Source organism: Bacillus proteolyticus, assembly GCF_001884065.1.
In the GTDB taxonomy this organism is placed as follows: domain Bacteria; phylum Bacillota; class Bacilli; order Bacillales; family Bacillaceae_G; genus Bacillus_A; species Bacillus_A proteolyticus.
The window spans coordinates 37,081-55,345 of the sequence record NZ_MACH01000081.1 but is presented as its reverse complement, the minus strand read 5'-3'; the positions used below and the strand labels follow the sequence as shown (position 1 = coordinate 55,345).

The window sequence follows — 18,265 nt, the reverse complement described above, 5'->3', positions numbered from 1 at the left end:
CCAATCTTTTTTTATGGGAATACAATTGTAACTTTTCTGTAACGATTTTTTATTTTAGAAAAATTATACTCATATGTATGAGAATATTGGAGAAGCAAAAAGTATAAAAAAATACTTAAAATCTGTAGTAAGGAAAGATATCATATGCCGAAATGGATAAGCATTATGGGAATCGTCTTTATATTGACTGGATGTAAAATATCTGAAGCTCCGACGAGTTTAATGGAAGCTCCTGCAAATGAAAAGTGGATTAATGAATTAAGAGAGCAAATAGATAAAGATTTGCCTGTTAATTATCGGTTGCTTACTCCAATGTCTAATAAAGATAAACAGATGATTTGGTCAATGGATTTTAAACAAGATAATAAAAAAGAAGCAATCGTCTTTTATAAATTACCAAATGAAGATCGGAGTATATATTTAGCTATTTATGCGGAAAGCAGCAAGGGCTGGAAACTAAAGTCCACTCATACATTTGATGGTGAGGATATAGATATCGTTAAAGTCGGTGATTTTACAGGGAACGGGAAGCGGGAGTTATTAATTGGAATCTCTGTAAGTCGTGAATCTTTAGAACATGTAATGTATGCTTTTTCGGAAGAAAATGATGATATGAAGGAGATTTATAATCGGCAATATACGAAGTTATTTATAGAGGATTTAAATAAAAATGGCCTTAATGATATAAGTCTTGTTACTTATAAAAAAGATGAGCAATTGAAAGTTGAGCTCATTGAGCAGTTTAATACAATGTCAGAAGTTACATTTGATCCTTATATAAATAGTATTCAAAGAATACAAATGGGACGTATTTCTAACACGTCAAAGGCAGTTGTAATTGATGCAGGAGTGGGGGCTTATTCAGGTATAACATATGTAGCGAAATTTGATAAGGATCATTATGAGGGACTACCTATAGACGGGAAAGAAGATTTATTTAATGATTATGTTGTGGAAAGTAAAGACGTTAATGAAGACGGCATTATTGAATTTGTTCGTACTGTGCGTCCAAAAGGTTGGGAAGAGGTATCGTATGGAGAGAGCACAATGTTTGAACGTTATATACAGTGGAGTGAAGAGGGAATTAAACCGATAGAAGAAAGATATGTCAATATAGATAAAGGTTATTTTGTCAAAATCCCTCAAGAGCTAATTGGAAAAATAACTGTCCCAGTTCAGCAAGAAGCATCGGATGTTCAAAAATTTATGGATGTAACTACAAATAAAATATGGCTTGAAGTCCATATTTTTAAGCGGAAAGAATGGTTCAAAATAAAAGGATACGAGGCAGCAGTTAAAACGGCTTCTCACGTATATGCAGTACCGAAGCAGTCTAAATTTGAAAAAGTAAAAGCATATATAAAACCGCTAGCGGATTATCAACAAGAGTAGGGAGGTGGGAATTATGTCAGCAATTTTAGTTTTAGAAGATGAAATACCAATCCGTAGCTTTATTGTCTTAAATTTGAAACGTGCTGGATTTTATGTATTAGAAGCTAGTACTGGAGAAGAAGCGTTACAGATTTTAAGTGAACATACTGTTGATGTAGCGGTACTTGATGTTATGTTACCGGGGATTGATGGTTTTCAAGTATGTAAAGCTATCCGGGAAGAAAATAAAAAAATGGGCATTATTATGTTAACAGCGCGTGTACAAGATGAAGATAAAGTACAGGGGCTAGGAATTGGTGCAGATGATTATATCGCAAAGCCGTTTAGTCCATTAGAATTAATTGCACGTATACAATCTTTATTAAGAAGGATAGAAGTACATGAAGAAACAACGAATACAATCACGTCTGGTCCGTTTTCGTTAAATATCATAGAAGAAAGATTATATAAAGGTGGACAATTAGTTGATTTAACCCCTACAGAGTACATGATACTACAGTATTTAATGAATCAGGCTTCGAAGCCGGTTTCGCGTGATGAAATTTTAAATATGATTTGGGGAACTAATTACGTAGGCGAGACGAAAGTAGTCGATGTAAATATGAGACGGTTACGTCAAAAGATAGAATGTAATCCGTCAGAACCAGAGTTTATCCATACTGTGTGGGGAAAAGGATATGTGTGGAAGGAAACTATAAGATGAGACGGAAAGTGACTTTATATTTTATGACGGTCATTACACTAATGCTTGTATTATTTGAAGTAGCATTTTCAGTTTCAATTTATCGATATTATTATAATAGTATTGTGCAATATGTTGAATCTCATGCAAAGACAAGTACACGTTTTTTCTCGGAATACAATTCACTATATTTTATTCGATTGCAAGAATATAGCGGAGAAATAATTGAGAGTTTCCAATTAGAAGGAACGGAATTACAATTGATTGATCGTCACGGTACGATTATACAGTCGTCCAGTGGACAAAAGGTAGAAGGTAAAGTAGTTATTCCGTATTCTTTACTAGAAGGGGAAATGTATCATCAAGTTACTACTACGAAAGATAACGTGAAACAGTTAGAAGTGTTTAGTCCACTTATTCATCAAGGACAAACTATCGGTGTTTTGAAATATATGACTGTTTTAACGGATGTAAATGCAAAGATTATTGAAATTATTATGTTTACTATTTCAGTTGGAATTGTCATCTCAGGTATCGTATTTTTAATAAGTAGACGATTGGCGAATTCGTTTGTGAAACCTCTCGAATCTATTATTCATGCTTCTTCGCAAATTGCAGAAGGTACATTAAAGGAGCAAATTAAAGAAGATTATCCTGGTGAATTAGGTGAGTTAGCACATAGTTTAAATTATATGGCCGATAAAATAGAAAAAGCTGAGCAAATGAAAAATGAATTTATTGCCTCTATTTCGCATGAAATACGAACACCTTTAACAGGAATTAAAGGGTGGAGTGAGACGTTAAAAACAGTAGATCATTTAACAGATGAAGAAATAAAGCAAGGTATGGGAATTATTTCAGGTGAAACAGACCGATTGATACATTTAGTAGAAGAGTTACTAGATTTTTCAAGATTGCAGTCAAATCATTTTAATTTATATAAACAAAAGGTGCAATTGTACGATATACTAGAAGAGACGATTTGGCAATTAACTCCTAAATCAGAAGAGAAACAGATTCAACTAGTTGCTAATTTAGAACGAGTAGAACTAGTAGGAGATCAAAATAGATTAAAACAAGTTTTTCTAAATATTATTCATAATGCTATTAAATATTCAAATGAAAAAGGTACAATTTACATTGAAGCGGCCAAAAGTGAAGGAAAAGCCGTGATTAAGGTGACAGATCAAGGTATTGGAATTGCTAAAGAACATCTACCATTTATAGAGCAGTCATTTTATCAGATTAATAACCATATTGAAGGCGCAGGTATTGGATTAGCTATCGTCAAAAAAATGGTGGATCTTCATGGTGGTACGCTTAGTATTACAAGTAGAAAAAGAGTAGGAACAACAATTTTGATAACACTCCCACTATAATTTTTACATAAAGTATGTTTATATAGTGTAATAAAAATAAATAGATGTATAATTATATTGGGTGATTTATATATAAGATTAATAGGGAGAGGAATTCGATAGAATGGAAAAGGCTTTTAAAATTAAACAAGTAGTAGTTGTTATAATAGCGATTGCAACAGTAGCTATTGGGTATTTTATGTTTCAATCAATTACTTCACCAGCAAAAGCTGTTGCGAAACAAGAAAATGTAATACAGCTTGCAAGTGAACAACCGAAAGTTGAAATGAATAAAACGGCACCAAGTCGTTTTAATGGACAGGAAAGAAAAGTTGCTTACCTTACATTTGATGATGGGCCAGGAAAATATACGGCTGAATTATTGAATATGTTAAAACAGCATGATGCGAAGGCGACATTCTTTTTAATTGGTGCGAATGTGAAACAGTTTCCTGATTTAGTAAAACGTGAAAATGCAGAAGGACATTATGTTGGAATGCATAGTATGACACACAATTTTGCGAAGTTATATAAAAATGGCGAGTATGTTAATGAAATGAAAGAAGATCAAGGCTTAATCGCAAATATTATTGGGAAAGCCCCTAAATTAACACGTCCTCCATACGGATCGATGCCTGGTTTAAATGAAGGTCTCCGAAATAAAGTAGTTGAGGATGGTTTAAAAGTGTGGGACTGGACAATTGACTCTTTAGACTGGAAATACAATAAAGTACCAGTTGATGCAGCGGCAGCGCAAATCGCTCAAAATGTATTAGCTGGTGCAACAAAACCGCAAGAGGTCATTTTAATGCATGACATTCACCCGCAATCAGTTGCTGCTGTACCAGCAATTTTAAAGGGTCTAAAAGAAAAAGGTTATGAATTTGAAGCATACCATGAAGAGAATCACTTCCCAGTGAATTTCTGGCACGATAACCGTATGTAATTGGAGGAATTGAAGTTGAAGTATGGAAAAGTAGCAGTAGTTGGAGCATTATCAGTAGGATTATTATCAGGTTGTTTCGGTGAAAAACCAGAAGAAAATTTATATACGGCTTTTGAAACAGCAGCGACACAAGAAAAATCGTTAGCTGATGATACGAAAAAGTTAGAGCAATTAGAAAAGCAAGGGCAAGAACTATATTCTCAAATTTTACAAGAGGGTAAAGAACATAATGAAGCAGTCACGAAGAAGATAGAGGAAGCTACTGCAAATGTAAATGAACGTGAGAAAGTATTGAAAAACGAGAAAGAACTGTTAGAGAAAGCTCAGAAGGAGACGAAATCAGTTCAAAGCAATATAGAGAAGCTTGAAGATAAGAAATTACAAAAACAAGCTAAAGCAGTAGAAGAGTCGTATAAAAACCGTTATGAAGCATTCCAAAAAATGAATGAGGATTACACGAAGGCGTTAGCGAATGAAAAAGAGCTGTATGAAAAATTAAAAGTAAAAGAAACGAAGTTAAAAGAAATTGGTGAAAAAGTTAAAACTGTTAATGAGTTAAATGTGGAAGCTCAAAAGGCGAAAGAACAATTTAACAAACATACAAAAGAGTATAATGACAGTAAATTAGCATTTTACAAAGATGCACAGATTAAGATTAAAGAACAGAAATAAAGGAGTATCTTAATCTCGATAAAAAACTATAGAAAAAGCCGAAAAAACATTGTAATAAAAATGTTTTTTCGGCTTTTGTTGCTGGATGAATAGAAAAGACTGGAATTGATATCATAAAAGAGTTATAGTGAATTATTCCAAGGGAAACATTGTAAAGTAAGGAGATTGAAATATGTCATATGAATTTTTATTCAAATTAGGTTTAGCACTCTTTTTAGGATTATTCATCGGAATAGATAGGCAGCTAAAGAATAAACCGCTTGGTGTGAAAACAAGTATGGTTATTTCCGTAGCGAGTTGTTTAATTACAATGGTTTCAATTGAATCAGTGAATGTTTATTCTGTACCGGGTCATACAAATATGGATCCAATGCGTCTAGCTGCTCAAATTGTTAGTGGGATTGGTTTTCTTGGTGCAGGTGTCATTTTACGAAGAAGTAATGACGTTATTTCGGGATTAACGACAGCTTCTATGGTGTGGGCTGCTTCAGCTTTAGGTATTGCAATTGGAGCAGGATTTTATATACAAGCGACGGTTGCTATGGTTTTAATTATTTTAGCGATTAATGTACTTCCTCAAATTGTGAAAATTGCAGGCCCGTATTCATTAAGACAAAAAGACTTATCTATAAAAATTACTGTAAAAGAGCATCAAGAATTAGATGGTATATTTAAGCAAATTAAAAATTTAGGTATGCATGTGAAACGAGTGAAAATTAAAGATATAGATAGTGGAGCGTTTCAGCAATTGGAGATGGTTATTTTAGTTCCAGAAGATTTATATACAACTGAGTTATACAGTTCTCTAAAAGAGATTGATCGTGTTGTCTCAGTTGAAGTTGAAAGTAGATAAAAAAGAGTGAAGTGAATTCACTCTTTTTTATTTGGATTTTTAAGGAAAAAAATTGACATAATGAGGAGTAAATAAGGGGGAGAAAATGATGGAGGTACATATTAGAAGAGCGATAAAAGATGATATATTAGGTATAGCAAAGGTACACGCTGATAGTTGGAAAACAACGTATAAAGGGATATTCGCTAATGAAATTTTAGATAATATAACATATGAACAACGAGAAAAACAGTGGGAAAGCATTTTTCCAAAAGAAGGTAATCATCAATTTAGATTTGTAGCAGAGACATTAAATGGAACTATAATCGGATTCATTGATGGGGGAGTTGAAAGGAGCGGTACATATAATTGTGATGGGGAATTATATGCAATTTACCTTTTACAACAGTATCAAGGACTGAAAATAGGCCAAAAGTTATTTCAAGCATTGCTATCAGAATGTATAAAAAATGATATGCAATCTCTTTTAGTTTGGGTCGTTACTAATAATTCTCGTAAAACGTTTTATGAAAAATTTAACCCTGAAAAAATTGATAAGAAATTTTTAGAGAGAGTACAGGTAGAAGAAACAGCGTATTGCTGGAGAGATTTGAATATTTTATATAAAAAATTACAGGATTCAATATAAAATAATAATATTATGTAAACAAGCAAGCGGGTATACGTTTAGTATACCTGCTTGCTTGTTTTGGATCGATAATAATGAAAAATGCAGAAAATATTAAGTAATTAGTTTGAAAGGAAGATATTTTTAATCATGTTTTTAATGAGATTAAAGATATGTTGAAAAATAATAAAAATTTGGTCAGATGAAAAAATTCTGAAATATACCCTTGAATTGATAATGATATTCAATTAGAATCATAATTGATAATGATATTCAATTATTGTTTATTAAATGAAATTTCGATAGCTTTAATATAAAGAGGAGGACCAGTATGCAGCATGCGAAACAAATCGCAGAACATGCAACAATACAAAGCTTTTTAAACTGTTATTTAAGAGAAACAGGGAGTGGAGAATGGATTACAGAGGATGAAAGAATGGAAAGTATCTTCAGTAATACGTTAAATAGAGATACAGTCCCCACATATTTATGTTGTCACCTATCAGCACAGAACGTTACTTTGTATGGAGAAGTTTTATATAAATCATCAACAGATCGCCATTTGTTTGGAGGACAGTTTTATTATCAAATTGGAGAGTGCAAAACTGTTATAAAAGCAGATTATGTTACAGTTATTACGTTTTTAATAAAAGAGATGTCTATCAACTATGGAGAAGGTACGAATCCTGCTGAACTTATGCTTCGAGTCATTCGTAGTTGCCAAAATATTGAGGAATTTACAAAAGGTAGAACAGAAGATACATCTGCATTATATGGTTTCCATACAACTTTTATAGAAGCGGAGCAGTCTTTATTATTTGGGCATTTAACTCATCCTACCCCAAAGAGTAGACAGGGTATATTGGATTGGAAAAGTGCAATGTATTCTCCAGAATTAAAAGGAGAATGTCAGCTTCATTATTTTCGGGCACATAAAAGTATAGTAAATGAAAAATCGTTATTATCAGATTCTACAACAACAATTATAAAAGAAGAATTAAGTAATGATGAGATAGTTAGTAAGGAATTTATAGAGAAGTACTGTAAGGAAGATGAGTATTCATTAATTCCTATTCATCCGCTTCAAGCAGAATGGCTATTACACCAACTTTACGTACAGGATTGGATAGATCAAGAATTGCTTGAGTATGTTGGTCCTATAGGCAAGTATTATATGGCAACATCATCACTGAGAACGCTATATCATCCTGATTCGAAGTATATGCTTAAGTTTTCATTTCCAGTGAAAGTAACGAATTCAATGCGTATTAATAAATTGAAAGAACTTGAGAGTGGTCTTGAAGGGAAGGAAATGTTAAATACGGCAATTGGTGAAGTACGAGAAAGGTTTCCAGGTTTTGATTTTATTTGTGACCCAGCCTTTATTACATTAAATTATGGGACACAAGAATCTGGATTTGAAGTGATTATTCGAGAGAATCCTTTTTATAGTGAACATGCAAATGACGCTACATTAATTGCTGGGCTAGTTCAAGACGCTATACCTGGAGAACGTAATCGTTTATCGAATATCATCCATCGCCTAGCAGATTTAGAAAGTAGAAGCTGTGAAGAGGTAAGTTTAGAGTGGTTTAGACGGTATATGAATATTTCTTTAAAGCCGATGGTATGGATGTATTTACAGTATGGAGTTGGATTAGAGGCACACCAGCAAAATAGCGTTGTTCAGCTAAAGGATGGTTATCCAGTAAAATATTATTTTCGTGATAATCAAGGGTTTTATTTCTGTAATTCAATGAAAGAGATACTTAATAATGAGCTAGCTGGTATTGGAGAACGTACTGGAAATTTATATGACGATTATATTGTAGATGAAAGGTTTCGTTACTATTTAATTTTTAATCATATGTTTGGACTTATTAACGGTTTTGGTACAGCAGGGTTAATTAAGGAGGAAATTCTACTTTCTGAATTAAGGTCTGTACTCGAATCATTCCTTCCATATAACCGGGAACCTTCTACATTTTTAAGAGAATTGTTGGACGAGGATAAGTTGGCATGCAAAGCGAATTTGCTAACAAGATTTTTCGATGTCGATGAGTTAAGTAATCCGTTAGAGCAAGCTATTTATGTACAAGTACATAATCCGCTCGTTAGAGAAGTGGCTGTTCGTTCCTAAATAGCGTTAAAATTTCACGTAATACAAATAATGGGATTTTGTAATGAAGTGGAGGGATTTATGAGAGTGGACATGTATCACACGAAAATATTGAGGGCACTCGAATCAAAAGATTACATTTCAGTGCGAAGAAGGGTGTTACGTCAATTAGTAGAATCGTTAATTTATGAGGGGATTATAACGCCAGTTCGTGTTGAGAAGGAAGGACAAATTCTGTTTATTATACAAGGACTTGATGAAGAAGACAAAAGTGTTTCGTACCAATGTTATGGAAGAGAGCGGATGACATTCGGTCGTATTTCTTTAGACTCATTAATAGTAAGAGTCCAAGATGAACAACAAGAAATACAATCTGTGTCGCAATTTTTGGAAGAAATTTTTCGCGTTGTTAACGTGGAACAAGCCAGATTAGATTCTTTTATTCACGAATTAGAACAAACGATATTTAAAGACACGATTGCACAATATGAAAGAAATAATAAGGAAGAATACACTCAAAAATCTTATGATGAGTTTGAAAGTCATTTAATAGATGGTCATCCCTATCATCCTAGTTATAAAGCACGTATTGGTTTTCAATATCGTGACAATTTTCAATACGGATATGAGTTTATGCAGCCAATGAAACTCATATGGATTGCAGCTCATAAAAAATACTCAAGTGTAGGTTATAAGAATGAAGTGACTTATGACAACATTTTAATAGAGGAGATTGGAGAGCGTAAATTAGAAGAGTATTTGGAACGAATTCATAATGTGGGATGTAATCCAAAACAGTACGTGTTTATACCTGTTCATCCATGGCAGTGGGAGAATTTCATTATCCCGAATTATGCTGATCATATACAGGATAAATTTATTATTTATTTAGGAAAATCAGAGGATGAATATTGCGCGCAACAATCTATGAGGACGTTAAGAAATGTTACGAATCCAAAGAAACCATATGTAAAGTTATCGCTGAATATACTCAACACTTCAACGCTCCGTACGTTGAAACCATATTCTGTTGTGAGTGCACCAGCTATATCGAATTGGTTAAATGATGTCGTAAGCAATGATTCGTATTTACGAGATGAATCGCGCATAATTTTGTTACATGAGTTTTCGAGTGTAACGTATGATACGAATAAGAAATCTGTATATGGTTCATTAGGATGTATTTGGCGTGAAAGCGTTCGCAAGTATTTGGATACACAAGAGGATGCAATTCCCTTTAACGGCTTATATGCAAAAGAGAAAGATGGGACACCAATTATTGATCCATGGTTAAACAAATATGGAATAGAAAATTGGCTGCAATTACTCATTCGAAAAGCGATAATACCTGTTTTACATCTTGTTATAGAGCATGGAATTGCATTAGAATCCCACGGTCAAAATATGATTTTCGTCCATAGAGAAGGGATCCCTGTCCGTATTGCATTAAAGGACTTTCATGAAGGGATTGAGTTTTATCGTCCATTCTTAAAAGAAGTTGAAAAATGTCCTGATTTTATTAAAATGCATAAAACGTATGCGAATGGAAAAATGAATGATTTCTTTGAAATGGATCGTATGGAATGTTTGCAAGAAATGGTATTAGATGCCCTTTTCTTATTTAATTTAGGAGAATTAGCTTTCGTACTTGCGGATGAATATGAATGGAAAGAAGAAAGTTTTTGGATGATGGTTGTTGAAGAAATTGAAAATCATTTAAGCAAATATCCACATTTAAAAGATAGATTTGAAAACATTCAATTATACACTCCTACATTTTATGCCGAGCAATTAACGAAGCGTCGATTATATTTGGATGTGGAATCACTTGTTCATGAAGTTCCAAATCCATTGTATAAAGCAAAGCAACTTACAATACAAAAATCAGTTGTTACAGGGGGAAATTATGCTAATCGTTAATAAACAGGAGTATAGCAAAAATGATTTTGAATCGAGATTACAAGTTTACGAGGAGATGGAACAATTTCAAGAGGCAAAGGAAACTAGATTTGCACTTTGTTTGAAAGACCCATTTGATATTATTACGATTGTATTTTTCTTAAAAGAAAAGAAATCATCTGTACTTCTTATACATGAAGATACGCCAAAAGATACGGCTATTGAAATGGCAAGACGTGCAAAGTGTACGGGACTGTTATATGGGGAATGTAGTGACTTTACAAAATTAGAAGTAGTGAATTCATTACTAGAAGAGCCTTCTTTATTGCAATATAGCTCAGGAACCACGGGAGAACCGAAACTGATTCGTAGAGCATGGGCGGAAGTTGATACAGAAATTACTGCGTATAATGAAGCTTTAAACTGTGAAGTAGATGAAGTGCCGATCGTTATGGCCCCTGTTTCACATTCATACGGTTTAATATGTGGTACGTTATCTGCAATTATGAGGGGAAGTAAACCGATAATCATTACCAATAAAAACCCTAAATTCGCATTAAATATAGTTCGCAATACAGAAAAACATATCATATATGCAGTACCACTTATGTTACATATTATGGGGAGTTTTCCGTTAGGAACGTTTCAGTTTCATAAAATTATGACATCCGGATCCCCTTTGCCAGAAGCATTGTTTTATAAACTAAAAGAAATGACAACGTATATGATGCAGCAATATGGTTGTTCTGAAGCTGGTTGTATTAGTATATGCCATGATATGGAAAGTCATTTGGATTTAGGAAAGCCACTACCTCATGCGAGTATAAGCATAGGTTCAGATGAAAACGTGCCTGAAGAAATCGTAGTAAAGATTAACGATAAAGAAATTTTTACGAAAGATTTGGGGTATAAATCCGAGCGTGGCCTTCATTTTATGGGGCGCATGGATGATGTAATTAACGTTTCAGGATTAAAAGTCTTTCCTATAGAGGTAGAAGAAATGATGCTTCGATTAGAAGGTGTTCAAGAGGCGATTGTATATCGAGGAAAACATCCTGTGATGGGCGAAATTGTTAAAGCGAAAGTAATCTCTCATATTGATCCAGTGCAAATAAGGGAATGGTGCATTCAGCACTTACCGTCTTATAAAGTCCCATATGAAATTGAAAGTGTAACTGAAATTCCGAAAAATAAAACTGGAAAAGTAAGTAGAAAGTTACTAGAGATGGGGGAGGTTACAGTATGAGACGTGAAACGTTAAAGGATGCAGTATTGAAAATTATGACAGGAAAAATGGAACTGAAAAATGTAACGCATCTAGAAGAAACGATGCGATTAAATCAAGATTTATATATAGATTCGGTAATGATGTTACAGCTTATCGTATACATAGAGATGGATTTGAAGTTATGTGTCCCAGAGGATGAGGTAGATCCCAAGGCGTTTCTTACTGTAGGATCTTTACTTGATTTTATGGAGGAGTTACAGCCATTACAAGAAGTAAATATGAATAACTAACATTGGAGAAAGTGGGTGAGAGTATGACTTCAATTAAAGTGCACTGTTTAGTGAGTTGTTTTTGTGAAATTATAAAAAGGCGTAGTGATATAGATTTTCGTCCATTTTATTTTGGACTATGGGATGGAGATTTTGATATAACAGAAGGCGGAATTATTTCATATCATTCCGAAAATATTAACCATGATAATTACTTACTTTGGTATGAAAAATTGTACGGTATTAAAGTGAACGAATGGTATGATCATGCAAAAGATAAAAGTAGTAATGTAGAAACATTTTTAGAATTAGTAGAAAATAAGCCTGAACATCGTTTTGTAATTGTAATGGTTGATATGTCCCTATTACCAGAGAGGGAAAATAAATTTCATCAAAAACCGTTTCCGCATTATTTAATGATATCGAAAACAGAGATAGAAGAAGAATGGTTCATGCTAGATCCTGATTTTCGCTGGGAAGGGAATATGGAAAGAGAAAAAGTACTTCACTCTGTTCAAGACAACCCATTTGGTGGAGGATATTTCATTGATGTAGAAGGAATTGGGGAGCCAACACAAGAAATGGTAGCTAGTTATTTCACTGAAACATTTAAAAAGGACGACAATGAACTGACTATGGAGCTGAAAAATTTAATTATAAAAATGGCAAATGAGGAAGATGGGTATGAGCTTTCTAGGCTTGTAGAAGCAGTAAAGCAAATTCCAGTACTTGCGATTCGTAAATATAGTTATGAGCATGCCTTTGCATACTTCCGTGAAACGTTACAATATGCAGAGCAAGAATTTGATTATTGGTGTGATCGAGTGGAAGATATTGTACAAGGATTTACAAATGTACAGTATCGTGCAATTAAAATGGCAATGACGAATAATAAAGGTATGTTAGTATCAATTGTTGAAAAACTGGATGAAATGAATGCAATTGAACTGCAAATTAAGGCTGAATTAGAGAGACAGTTTTTGTTATGGAAAGAAATGAAAACAAACCAGTCTGTCTTAGCGTATTAAAAAGCTAGCTGAATTTAAAATAAGGGAGTTCAAACCTATGAGATATTCGTTATGTACTATTTCCTTTCGTCATCAATTAATTTCATTTACTGATATTGTTCAATTTGCATATGAAAACGGTTTTGAAGGAATTGAATTGTGGGGGACTCATGCACAAAATTTGTATATGCAAGAGTATGAAACGACAGAACGAGAATTGAATTGTTTAAAGGATAAAAACTTGGAAATTACGATGATCAGTGATTATTTAGACATATCATTATCGGCAGATTTTGAAAAAACGATAGAGAAATGTGAACAACTTTCAATACTAGCTAACTGGTTTAAAACGAATAAAATTCGTACGTTTGCTGGACAAAAAGGAAGCGAAGATTTCTCGGAACAGGAAAGGAAAGAGTACGTAAAGCGAATTCGCAACATTTGTGATTTGTTTGCTAAGCATAATATGTATGTACTTTTAGAAACACATCCAAATACATTAACGGATACGTTGCCTTCTACTTTGGAATTATTAGAGGAAGTAAATCATCCGAATTTGAAAATAAACCTTGATTTTCTTCATATATGGGAGTCTGGTGCAGATCCAATAGACAGTTTTCATCGACTAAGGCCGTGGATACAACATTACCATTTTAAGAATATATCGTCAGCGGATTATTTACATGTATTTGAACCTAATAATGTATATGCCGCAGCGGGAAGTCGTATTGGTATGGTTCCATTATTTGAAGGTATTGTAAATTATGATGATATCATCCGGGAAGTGAGAGGTACTGATTATTTTGCTTCGCTAGAATGGTTTGGACACAATGCGAAAGATATATTAAAAGAAGAAATGAAAGTATTAACAGGTAGAACATTAGAGGTAGTAACTTCGTAATATAAAATGATAAAAGAGTCTCTATTTAGAGTCTCTTTTTTTATAGTTAAAAATAACCAAAAATTACCATGTATTTAATTTCGAATTTAACACAATTTATATATAAATAAGGAGGTGATCGGTAATGGCTAGAAATCGTAACGCTAATCAATTGGCATCACATGGAGCACAAGCAGCTCTAGATCAAATGAAATATGAAATTGCACAAGAGTTCGGTGTACAACTTGGAGCTGATACTTCTTCACGTGCAAACGGTTCTGTAGGCGGTGAAATTACAAAACGCCTTGTAGCGATGGCAGAACAACAGCTTGGTGGCGGATATACTCGCTAAATGTAGAAGGTTATAGGAGAAAGGAAGGATTCTTCCTTTCTTTTTTATTTATTTTCAATTAATTGGTATGGATATATTGTGAACAGGATTCAAAGAATAGGAGTAATGCTATATTTTATCCAATTTCTTTTGTTGTAAATGGAATGTAGTAAAGATGAAATAGCCCTGGTGGAATGTGAACATAATTTCCAGCAGGGCTATTATATGGTAAGAAATATATGATGAAAGGTTCCGAAATCAGCATGTTAAAAAAAGAAAACTGTTGTTTAATTGCACTTGCATCAGTTCCACTTGTTATGACGTTAGGTAATTCGATGCTTATTCCAATCCTGCCAACCATTGAAAAGAAATTACATATTTCATCTTTCCAAGTATCCATAATTATTACAATTTATTCTATCATTGCAATTATCCTAATACCGATTGCTGGTTATTTATCAGATAGATGGGGTAGAAAGATGGTAATGGTTCCAAGTTTATTAATTGCAGCGATTGGAGGAGCGATAACGGGATGGGTATCATGGAAAGTTGATAACCCTTACGTTTGGATTCTTATCGGAAGAGCAATTCAAGGGATAGGTGCTGCTGGTGCTATGCCAGTCGTCATACCGTGTGTAGGTGATTTATACAAAGATGAAAAACAGGTTAGTGCAGGCTTAGGAATCATTGAGACGTCAAATACATTTGGAAAAGTATTAAGTCCCATATTAGGATCAGCTCTTGCGGCGATTGTATGGTTCTTACCATTTTGGGCAATTCCAGTTTTATGTGTAATATCGATTGTTTTATTATTGGTGCTAGTAAAGGCGAAGAAACAAGAAGAAGCAGTCCCGCCATTGAAAGAATTTATTCAATCTATCATCTCAACGTTTCGAGAAAAGGGGAGATGGTTAATTGCCATTTTTATATTAGGTGCAATTATTATGCTTATTTTATTCGGAATTCTTTTTTATCTGTCAACTATACTGGAGTCGAAGTACGACATTCATGGTATATGGAAAGGGTGTGTACTCGCTATTCCTTTGCTTGTACTATCACTTAGCTCATATATGGCTGGTAAAAAAATTGGAGATAAACAAGATATTATGAAAAAGTGTATTTATATTGGATTTTTACTGGCTGCTGTATCTGTCATTTTACCTTTATTTCTAAAAGGAATCTATTTGTTACTTCTTTGCCTCGTTATTATGGGGATAGGGATTGGTATCGCGTTACCATGTTTAGATGCTCTGATTACACAAGGAATTGAAAAAGAGCAGAGAGGGACAGTTACGTCATTTTATAGTTCGATGCGATTTATCGGTGTAGCAGCTGGACCACCCCTTTATTCTTTTTTTATGAAAGGGGCGGATCATGAAATATTTTATTTAACAAGTATCTTCGCCATTATTGGTGCCGTCATAGCGATCATTTGGATTAAACCAGCAAAAGATACAATGATGGTAAAACAGAAATCGGAACCGAATTCATAATTAGAAAGAGAATTGCGTGTTATATGATTAACATGCGGTTCTCTTTGTCTGCTATTGGTGGGCTAATAATCAGTGGGGAAACCCCCACTGATTAAAGTTTTACGCTATTTAGTTAGGGAAAATAACTTGTATTAACATATAAAGCCCGACTCCCCATATGATTAGTCCTGAAAATTTATTTAATACTGTAATCGTTTTTCCTGTCGAGTCTAATCCTTTTAGAAATTTTCCAGCAAAAGCTAAACTAATAAACCAAATCCAAGAAACTATAATTGTTGCCAAAGTGAAAGCCCATTTCTCACTTCCTATGTACTGTATAGAGTTTGTTCCAATTACACCAATTGTATCTAAAATTGCGTGTGGATTTAGTAATGAAACCGATGCGGCGAAAATAATTTGATTTTTTAAAGGCATGCTTTTTTCTTGTTTTACATCATTTGAAGGATCGCTTCTCCAAATAACCCAGCCCATATACATAAGAAAGAAAAATCCAATCATATACAGAGTAGTTGTTAACCAAGAAAAAGTAAGGAGTACAAGGGATACACCTTGTACAGCAATTAAAATTAGCAACGTATCACATATAGATGCAGTTAATACTACAGGGGCTACTCTCCAAATATTTGGTTGGCTAGCACATTGGTTAAAGACAAAAACATTTTGGACACCTAATGGAATAATAAGACCAAATGCAAGGATGATACCGTGAATAATTGCTTCATTCATCATATTACCTCCTACTTAATGTGATTAATTATGATAGTGTATATTGTATAAAAGAAAAGAAAGTTTGTATCCATCCATATGGTTGGATAGGTTACCAACCAAAAAAATGTGAGGTGATATGATGGAAAGGTTAGTTTGGAAACCTAATATGTTTTCACCTATTCCATTATATAAACAAATAGAATCTTATATAAAAGAAAGAATTGTTAATGGGGAATGGACAGTTGGAACTAAATTACCTTCACAAAGAGATTTGGCGCATACGTTTGAAGTAAATCGAAGTACAATTGTAATGGCTTTCGATGAATTAGTAGCAAAAGGGTATATTGAGGGGAATGGCCGGAAGGGAACAATTGTTATAAATAATAGTGAGAGTACTGCCACATATGCACCCCCTCCTAACTGGCGGTCTTATGTGGAAACAGGGCTTCATTATCCAAATCTTCCTGCTGTACAAGAGATTAATCAAGCTGAATTTACTCCCAATGTAATTCGATTAGGAACAGGTGAGCTCGCGCCGAGTCTCTTACCTGAGAAAAAGATGAAGGAAATTATTAATAAAATTTTACAATCAAATGTTACACTTGGGTATGAGGAACCGAAAGGAAATCTTTATTTAAGAGAAAAAATTGCGGAATACTTAAAAGGGCATGGGGTATATGTATCTCCTGACTCTATTTTAATTGTTTCAGGGGCAATTCAAGCACTGCAACTTATTTCTATGGGGCTTCTTCCGAAAGGAGCGTCAATTTTATTAGAAAAACCATCATATTTATATTCGCTTAATGTATTTCAATCAGCAGGAATGCGTTTAATTGGAATACCAATGGATGAGAATGGTTTAAATGCATCGTATATTACGAAATATAAGAAGCAATTTAATGCATCTATTTTATATACAATCCCGTCTTTTCATAATCCGACGAACTTTAGTATGAATGCGAAGAAACGCATAGAAGTGATGGAAATCTGTAATGAAATTGGATTGCCTATTATAGAGGACGCAGTGTACCAAGACTTATGGTTTGATGAGCCTGTTTCAAAGCCTTTAAAAGCATATGATAAAAACGGAATTGTACTACATATAGGGAGTATGTCTAAAGTAATTAGTCCAGGATTAAGAATTGGATGGATTGTTGGATCTGAGCCAGTCATTCAAAGATTGGCAGACATAAAAATGCAAACAGATTATGGTTCAAGTTCTATATCCCAGCAAATTGCAGCGGAATGGTTTACAAATGGATTGTATGATGAACATTTACAGTTTGTAAGAATTAAATTGAAAAAGCGCAGAGATTTTATGTTACAAATGTTAGAGAAATATTGTCATGATATAGCAACATGGTATGAACCGACAGGTGGTTTTTATATTTGGTTACATATGAATGTACCCGTTTCAAACCGTAGCTTATTTGACAAAGCTTTGCAAGAAAAGATTTTATTAAATCCAGGTACTTTGTATGATAGAAGTGCAAACCAATTTTTGCGCCTATCATATTCATACGCAACGTTAGAAGAAATTGAAATAGGTATAAAAAAACTTGCACAACTAATGAAAATGTAAGAGGAGAAAATAATGAAACAATATGTAATTTGCCAAATTATCGATGGGGATAAATATTTAGCCGCTTATGCGGAGACGAAGCAGGATGCAATTGAAAAAGCAGAATTGTTAGGATTACGAACGGGAAATCGATACACAGTTATTACTGCTGAGGAAGCTGAAGGGTTAACTTACCCTTAAGCAACGTATAATAATTATACAAGAAGTAAATAAGCCTAGTAATATATGATATTACTAGG

18 protein-coding genes are annotated in these 18,265 nt (G+C 33.7%); 17 read left to right on the top strand and 1 reads right to left on the bottom strand.

The features are described 5' to 3' along the window. The first annotated feature begins 144 nt into the window (after positions 1–144). The 15 genes from BAQ49_RS13005 (at position 145) to bcbE (ending at position 15,736) form a co-directional block, all read left to right on the top strand. Entirely contained in the window at positions 145–1,392 is a 1,248-nt protein-coding gene (locus BAQ49_RS13005) for a hypothetical protein (RefSeq protein ID WP_071745657.1), read from the top strand. A gap of 13 nt (positions 1,393–1,405) precedes the next feature. Then, the gene (locus tag BAQ49_RS13000) at positions 1,406–2,095 is read left to right on the top strand and encodes a response regulator transcription factor (RefSeq protein ID WP_071745656.1); all 690 of its coding nucleotides are present in this window, start codon (positions 1,406–1,408) and stop codon (positions 2,093–2,095) included. Next, positions 2,092–3,453, top strand: coding sequence for a sensor histidine kinase (locus BAQ49_RS12995; RefSeq protein WP_071745655.1), 1,362 nt, complete (start codon positions 2,092–2,094; stop codon positions 3,451–3,453). Before BAQ49_RS13000 ends, BAQ49_RS12995 begins: the two co-directional genes overlap by 4 nt. A 103-nt stretch (positions 3,454–3,556) precedes the next feature. Further along, complete coding sequence (locus tag BAQ49_RS12990) at positions 3,557–4,378, top strand: peptidoglycan-N-acetylglucosamine deacetylase (RefSeq protein WP_071745654.1); 822 nt, start codon at positions 3,557–3,559, stop codon at positions 4,376–4,378. A gap of 15 nt (positions 4,379–4,393) precedes the next feature. Next, a complete protein-coding gene (locus BAQ49_RS12985) occupies positions 4,394–5,050 on the top strand; it encodes a YkyA family protein (RefSeq protein WP_071745653.1) in 657 nt (218 codons plus the stop codon). Between the two features lie 172 nt (positions 5,051–5,222). After that, positions 5,223–5,903, top strand: coding sequence for an MgtC/SapB family protein (locus BAQ49_RS12980; RefSeq protein WP_071745652.1), 681 nt, complete (start codon positions 5,223–5,225; stop codon positions 5,901–5,903). A gap of 85 nt (positions 5,904–5,988) precedes the next feature. Next, a complete protein-coding gene (locus BAQ49_RS12975; protein ID WP_071745651.1) occupies positions 5,989–6,531 on the top strand; it encodes a GNAT family N-acetyltransferase in 543 nt (180 codons plus the stop codon). Positions 6,532–6,841: 310 nt separating this feature from the next. Beyond that, positions 6,842–8,650 (top strand): IucA/IucC family protein, encoded by a 1,809-nt coding sequence (locus BAQ49_RS12970; protein ID WP_071745650.1) that lies wholly within the window; start codon positions 6,842–6,844, stop codon positions 8,648–8,650. Between the two features lie 60 nt (positions 8,651–8,710). Further along, complete coding sequence (locus BAQ49_RS12965) at positions 8,711–10,549, top strand: IucA/IucC family protein (RefSeq protein WP_071745649.1); 1,839 nt, start codon at positions 8,711–8,713, stop codon at positions 10,547–10,549. Next, positions 10,536–11,774, top strand: coding sequence for an AMP-binding protein (locus BAQ49_RS12960; protein ID WP_071745648.1), 1,239 nt, complete (start codon positions 10,536–10,538; stop codon positions 11,772–11,774). Before BAQ49_RS12965 ends, BAQ49_RS12960 begins: the two co-directional genes overlap by 14 nt. Then, complete coding sequence (gene asbD / locus BAQ49_RS12955; protein ID WP_071745647.1) at positions 11,771–12,046, top strand: petrobactin biosynthesis protein AsbD; 276 nt, start codon at positions 11,771–11,773, stop codon at positions 12,044–12,046. The genes BAQ49_RS12960 and asbD overlap by 4 nt, the downstream gene beginning before the upstream one ends. Before the next feature lie 23 nt (positions 12,047–12,069). Next, complete coding sequence (locus BAQ49_RS12950) at positions 12,070–13,053, top strand: DUF6005 family protein (protein ID WP_071745646.1); 984 nt, start codon at positions 12,070–12,072, stop codon at positions 13,051–13,053. Between the two features lie 37 nt (positions 13,054–13,090). Then, on the top strand, positions 13,091–13,933 hold the full coding sequence (locus tag BAQ49_RS12945) for a sugar phosphate isomerase/epimerase family protein (RefSeq protein ID WP_071745645.1): 843 nt from the start codon (positions 13,091–13,093) through the stop codon (positions 13,931–13,933). A 124-nt stretch (positions 13,934–14,057) separates the two neighbouring features. Beyond that, complete coding sequence (locus BAQ49_RS12940) at positions 14,058–14,264, top strand: alpha/beta-type small acid-soluble spore protein (RefSeq protein WP_000113539.1); 207 nt, start codon at positions 14,058–14,060, stop codon at positions 14,262–14,264. A 218-nt stretch (positions 14,265–14,482) separates the two neighbouring features. After that, on the top strand, positions 14,483–15,736 hold the full coding sequence (gene bcbE, locus BAQ49_RS12935) for a bacillibactin exporter BcbE (RefSeq protein ID WP_084667415.1): 1,254 nt from the start codon (positions 14,483–14,485) through the stop codon (positions 15,734–15,736). A gap of 108 nt (positions 15,737–15,844) precedes the next feature. On the opposite strand, the gene BAQ49_RS12930 is transcribed toward bcbE, so the two are convergent. Next, complete coding sequence (locus BAQ49_RS12930; RefSeq protein ID WP_071745644.1) at positions 15,845–16,462, bottom strand: LysE/ArgO family amino acid transporter; 618 nt, start codon at positions 16,460–16,462, stop codon at positions 15,845–15,847. A 118-nt stretch (positions 16,463–16,580) separates the two neighbouring features. On the opposite strand from BAQ49_RS12930, the gene BAQ49_RS12925 reads away from it, so the two are divergent. Beyond that, positions 16,581–18,026: an aminotransferase-like domain-containing protein gene (locus tag BAQ49_RS12925; RefSeq protein WP_116733453.1), complete on the top strand. Its 1,446-nt coding sequence runs from the start codon at positions 16,581–16,583 to the stop codon at positions 18,024–18,026. A gap of 12 nt (positions 18,027–18,038) precedes the next feature. Then, on the top strand, positions 18,039–18,206 hold the full coding sequence (locus BAQ49_RS12920; RefSeq protein WP_000816371.1) for a DUF3933 family protein: 168 nt from the start codon (positions 18,039–18,041) through the stop codon (positions 18,204–18,206). Positions 18,207–18,265: the final 59 nt, after the last annotated feature.

Bases quoted from the DNA above. Each gene is read 5' to 3' on its own strand.
- BAQ49_RS12990 (WP_071745654.1), top strand. From the start codon at position 3,557: ATGGAAAAGGCTTTTAAAATTAAACAAGTAGTAGTTGTTATAATAGCG.
- bcbE (WP_084667415.1), top strand. From the start codon at position 14,483: ATGATGAAAGGTTCCGAAATCAGCATGTTAAAAAAAGAAAACTGTTGT.
- BAQ49_RS12965 (WP_071745649.1), top strand. From the start codon at position 8,711: ATGAGAGTGGACATGTATCACACGAAAATATTGAGGGCACTCGAATCA.
- BAQ49_RS12930 (WP_071745644.1), bottom strand. From the start codon at position 16,462: ATGAATGAAGCAATTATTCACGGTATCATCCTTGCATTTGGTCTTATT.
- BAQ49_RS12945 (WP_071745645.1), top strand. From the start codon at position 13,091: ATGAGATATTCGTTATGTACTATTTCCTTTCGTCATCAATTAATTTCA.
- BAQ49_RS12920 (WP_000816371.1), top strand. From the start codon at position 18,039: ATGAAACAATATGTAATTTGCCAAATTATCGATGGGGATAAATATTTA.
- BAQ49_RS13005 (WP_071745657.1), top strand. From the start codon at position 145: ATGCCGAAATGGATAAGCATTATGGGAATCGTCTTTATATTGACTGGA.
- BAQ49_RS12950 (WP_071745646.1), top strand. From the start codon at position 12,070: ATGACTTCAATTAAAGTGCACTGTTTAGTGAGTTGTTTTTGTGAAATT.
- BAQ49_RS12940 (WP_000113539.1), top strand. From the start codon at position 14,058: ATGGCTAGAAATCGTAACGCTAATCAATTGGCATCACATGGAGCACAA.
- BAQ49_RS12995 (WP_071745655.1), top strand. From the start codon at position 2,092: ATGAGACGGAAAGTGACTTTATATTTTATGACGGTCATTACACTAATG.
- BAQ49_RS12970 (WP_071745650.1), top strand. From the start codon at position 6,842: ATGCAGCATGCGAAACAAATCGCAGAACATGCAACAATACAAAGCTTT.
- asbD (WP_071745647.1), top strand. From the start codon at position 11,771: ATGAGACGTGAAACGTTAAAGGATGCAGTATTGAAAATTATGACAGGA.
- BAQ49_RS12925 (WP_116733453.1), top strand. From the start codon at position 16,581: ATGATGGAAAGGTTAGTTTGGAAACCTAATATGTTTTCACCTATTCCA.
- BAQ49_RS12960 (WP_071745648.1), top strand. From the start codon at position 10,536: ATGCTAATCGTTAATAAACAGGAGTATAGCAAAAATGATTTTGAATCG.
- BAQ49_RS12980 (WP_071745652.1), top strand. From the start codon at position 5,223: ATGTCATATGAATTTTTATTCAAATTAGGTTTAGCACTCTTTTTAGGA.
- BAQ49_RS13000 (WP_071745656.1), top strand. From the start codon at position 1,406: ATGTCAGCAATTTTAGTTTTAGAAGATGAAATACCAATCCGTAGCTTT.
- BAQ49_RS12975 (WP_071745651.1), top strand. From the start codon at position 5,989: ATGATGGAGGTACATATTAGAAGAGCGATAAAAGATGATATATTAGGT.